We start from the raw sequence: 3,770 nt of genomic DNA, 5'->3' as shown, positions 1-3,770 counted from the left end.
ATTTCTTGGTGAATTTGGTCTGTGGATTAATTGCCTATTGCCATCAGCCTAAGAAGCCCTCTCTCAATATCAATGCGTTTTTCCTCCCTTCGGCTTAACCCGAACTCAGGTTAAATTAAGCTTTCTCTACCCCCAGAGTCGTTATTGGGGTCGTTTCACTCCAGAGGAGCTAGCTTTTAATGCGAATTTACAGGAATTTGCACAAAAAATTTCTTATATATCTGCGTTGCAAACCGGAGGTAAGATTTCTTCCGAACAGGCATACAAGGATATTAAGTCTCTGTGGAAGCAGTTAAAGACAAGTAAAAAAGAACTAGGCGTGGGAGCAAATATCCCAAAAACAGAAAGCTAGTGATATGGTCAACAGTTACGCTGCTAATGTCAGGGTTTATTGATTATTCAGCAATATCTTGAACTTTAAGGTTGTATTGCATACACTTGTGCCAAGTTGCATCCGTTAAACTAGAATTCAAGAACAAATTTTGTGTTTGATATTCTTTGAGGTTTTCTAAAAGATATAAAATATCAATTTGGCGATCGCATCTGAGTACAGTGACGCAGTTGTATGAAAGCAGAATCGTACAACTATGAGCCGACTGCCAGGTTATCCTATCGAGCTGGGCAGAACTGTCATTCAGTTCAAACGAGAATTTCAATGCCTCTGTCTAGTTTGTCTAATCCCTAATTCTCTTAGTTATCACTTCCTATGGCACTGCTCAAAACAATCAAAGAGGTCTTGACAGGATTTGCACAAGGTCTCCGAATGTCTTGGTGGGTGGAAATTGCCACTACTGAGCCTCGCTGTATCTACTATTTTGGTCCCTTTCACAACTCCGCTGAAGCAGCAACTGCGTGCCCTGGCTATATTGAAGATATCCAAAGTGAAAAAGCTGGCGGGATCGAAGTCACCATCAAACGCTGCAAGCCAAGCGTGTTGACGATGTGTGAGGAAGAAGTCAACTAAGAAAACTGTCCGAAATCTACCATTCAGTGGTTGGTATATAAGATCACCAAGAGATTTAACGTAATGCCCACTCCTCCGGTAGAAGTTCAGGGAAGGGGTAGGCATTAACTTGGTTAATAAGGACAACAAATGAATGGCAATCTCCCTCTGGGAGTTTCTACACGGTACTACACGGTCAGGGAAACAGCGATTATCCTCCGGAAACGCTAAGTCGGATGGCGAACTGACAAGTCAGCGCTAGGCTAACGCCTCGCTTCGCTAACGCTATCGCGCTTTTGTTAACCCTTTCTTGTCGAACCCTCTGCTTAGTAAACTCCCAGCTTCCCTTTTAAGGGACTGTTTGTAAATTACACTTGGTGGCGCTATTGCCTGAGCTTTTGTAACTTAGCGTCCCTATTAGTTTATATTTATAAACACTATTGAGGAGACAAAAAGATTATGACTCAACCTCAGTTCCATGATGAATTGACCCTTTCGGAAACAGCAGAACAATTTGGAAAAAAAGCTCTAAAGTTAGGTCTTATCCCTAGTTTTGTCGTCCGCTACTTTCCAGATAGCAGCCAATTCTATATTCCTAACGAAACCGAATCTGAACCGCTCACCCCAGAAGAGGCATATCTGCGTCTGAAAAAATTAGTGGAACAATCTGGTCAATAAGTGTTGTCCGCACAGTAGATGTCCGGCAGTCTCAGTAGGTGAGTATTAGGTAAGTATAAAAATTCAATATCAGCTAGCCCCCTGCACTACATCAATAGGGTTACTTGGTTTGTTAATTATTTTACATTTATTTATACTTAATCCATGAGTTTATAATTATTAGTCGTTTTAAAAGCAGACTAGGAGAATGATTCGTTTACTCGTTAGTTTCTTAGAATTTATTTTAAAAACTTTTTACCAAGAGCGATGGTATGCAAGATTTTATGTCTTGGAAACGATCGCTCGCGTTCCTTGTTTTGCTTATTTATCGGTTCTTCATCTCTATGAAAGTCTCGGCGCGTGGCCTTATGCTGATTGGATCAAGGTTCACTTTGCTGAGTCCTGGAATGAGTTGCATCATCTCCGCATCATCGAAGCATTGGGTGGGGGGAAATCGTGGAGTGATCGCATGATTGCTCGGATTGGCGTCCTGGCTTACTACTGGATTCTAGTCTTTGTATACATGATTGCTCCCAGATCGGCTTACTACTTTAATCAGTTAGTCGAAGAAGGTGCTTACCACACCTACGATAAATTTCTAACAGAGCATGAGGCTGAACTCAAAACTCAGCCAGCTCCACAGATAGCAATTGATTACTACCACGAGGGCGATCTTTACATGTTTGATGATTTTCAAATCTCTCATACACCAAGGGAGCGTCGCCCAAAAATTGAGAATCTTTACGATGTGTTCGTTGCCATCCGCAATGACGAAAAAGAACACATCACAACCATGATTGCCTGCCAGCAACCAGACGCAAAAGAAAAAATTAAAAGCCCCCATTCCCCTGAATTTAAGCCCTCATCTGAAGAGAGTTAAGGCAATTTTTTCCTCTCAAATGGTGGCTTAAATCATTTCTAATAGCGTTACTTCCCAGACAAGTCGCGGTTGAGCATAACTCAGGAGAGATTGGCGGGCTTTTTCGAGTTGCTGGAGGGGCAATTTATGAATTACACCGTTCAAGAATTGCTGCCAGTAAGTGTGCTGTAGATAATCAACTAACCACAGTTGGGCTTCTGTATCGAGAGTTTTATCAATCCGTTTGGCGAGTTCAAGGGCGTCACGAAACGATTTTGGCAGATGGATAACGTCCTGAAGTAAGTCTTGGGGAATCGTTTGGAGTTGCTCCCAGGAAGCGATCGCATTTCCCGGACTGCCTTGCGCGATCGCTAACACCGTCGGATGCTCCAAAATCTCTTCGTGACCCGTCTTCCGCAACACCTGCTCCATTGCCGCCGAGTCTAAACCATAGAAAGGAATGTGCTGACAGCGCGATACCAGCGTCGGTAACAACGACGACGGCGTTGGTGCGATTAAAACCAGCGTTGCTCGTCCCGGTTCTTCCAGGGTTTTGAGTAAGGCATTTGCAGCCGCTTCTGCCATTGTTTCTGCTTGTTCCAGCACAACGAGCGATCGCGGTGCCTCCAGCGCCGAACGTCCCAGAAATTGGGTAATTTCCCGAATTTGCTCCAGCCGGATTTGCGGCGGAGCCTTGCGCTTGACACCCGCTTCGGCGGCTTCGGCGGCAGATAATCGTTGACCCTGATGCAGATAGGTCGGTTGCACCCAAAATAAGTCTGGATGATTGCCCTGCCGCAAGCGGTTTTTGATAGACGCAATACTCCCCTTGCTTCCTTCCTTAATCACAGGAGATTCGGGGGCGTCTGGCTCAGTTGCGGGTACATTAGCACAGAACAAAAGGTCTACAAAGCACCGAGCCGCCATGCTGCGTCCGACGCCTTCGGGACCCGCAAATAGATAGGCAGGAGCAATCCGATTTTGAGCCACTGCCTGAGTTAGTAACTCAACCGCTCGGTTTTGTCCGACAAGTTCCGCAAAAAAGTTCATTTAACCGCAAAAAAAGGCAAAACTCAAAAAATTTGCAAGCAGTACCATTTACCCTGGAGACGCGATATATGGCGTCTGGAACCAACCCTCAAAAATTGTCTTGATAGTTTAATAGCCACTGCCAGGGAATTATAGATTTTTAATTTTCTAGGGCGTGTCATCAATTCAACCAGATGACCGTAGCAGCGAGGTGAATCGCACCGAGAAAGTTAACCGCACGCTTGTCGTAGCGCGTTGCAATCGCTCGATACTGCTTGAGTT

At 44.6% G+C, this 3,770-nt stretch carries 5 protein-coding genes and 2 pseudogenes; 4 read left to right on the top strand and 3 right to left on the bottom strand.

From position 1 onward, the window contains the following. Window positions 1–118: 118 nt before the first annotated feature. Window positions 119–352 (top strand): annotated as a pseudogene (locus NDI34_RS27910) (hypothetical protein); the annotation flags it as partial. 43 nt (window positions 353–395) lie between these two features. Here the strand turns inward: NDI34_RS27910 and NDI34_RS27905 are convergent. Further along, on the bottom strand, window positions 396–656 hold the full coding sequence (locus NDI34_RS27905) for a hypothetical protein (protein WP_190414072.1): 261 nt from the start codon (window positions 654–656) through the stop codon (window positions 396–398). 50 nt (window positions 657–706) lie between these two features. Here NDI34_RS27905 and NDI34_RS27900 point away from each other — a divergent pair, with 50 nt between their 5' ends. From NDI34_RS27900 to NDI34_RS27890, 3 genes are all read left to right on the top strand, one after another. Further along, window positions 707–964 (top strand): DUF1816 domain-containing protein, encoded by a 258-nt coding sequence (locus NDI34_RS27900; RefSeq protein ID WP_190414070.1) that lies wholly within the window; start codon window positions 707–709, stop codon window positions 962–964. A 438-nt stretch (window positions 965–1,402) separates the two neighbouring features. Beyond that, complete coding sequence (locus NDI34_RS27895; protein ID WP_190414068.1) at window positions 1,403–1,621, top strand: hypothetical protein; 219 nt, start codon at window positions 1,403–1,405, stop codon at window positions 1,619–1,621. Between the two features lie 187 nt (window positions 1,622–1,808). Beyond that, window positions 1,809–2,480 carry an alternative oxidase gene (locus NDI34_RS27890; RefSeq protein ID WP_190414066.1) on the top strand — a complete coding sequence of 224 codons (672 nt, stop codon included), beginning with the start codon at window positions 1,809–1,811 and terminating at the stop codon, window positions 2,478–2,480. A gap of 27 nt (window positions 2,481–2,507) precedes the next feature. On the opposite strand, the gene NDI34_RS27885 is transcribed toward NDI34_RS27890, so the two are convergent. Further along, complete coding sequence (locus tag NDI34_RS27885) at window positions 2,508–3,509, bottom strand: DNA polymerase III subunit delta' (RefSeq protein WP_190673765.1); 1,002 nt, start codon at window positions 3,507–3,509, stop codon at window positions 2,508–2,510. 160 nt (window positions 3,510–3,669) lie between these two features. Then, window positions 3,670–3,770 (bottom strand): annotated as a pseudogene (locus tag NDI34_RS27880) (IS5/IS1182 family transposase); the annotation flags it as partial.

This window comes from Trichocoleus sp. DQ-U1, assembly GCF_039961925.1.
Classification (GTDB): domain Bacteria; phylum Cyanobacteriota; class Cyanobacteriia; order Cyanobacteriales; family FACHB-T130; genus FACHB-T130.
The sequence above is the reverse complement of the archived record's forward strand: the minus strand, read 5'-3'. Positions and strand labels throughout refer to the sequence as shown.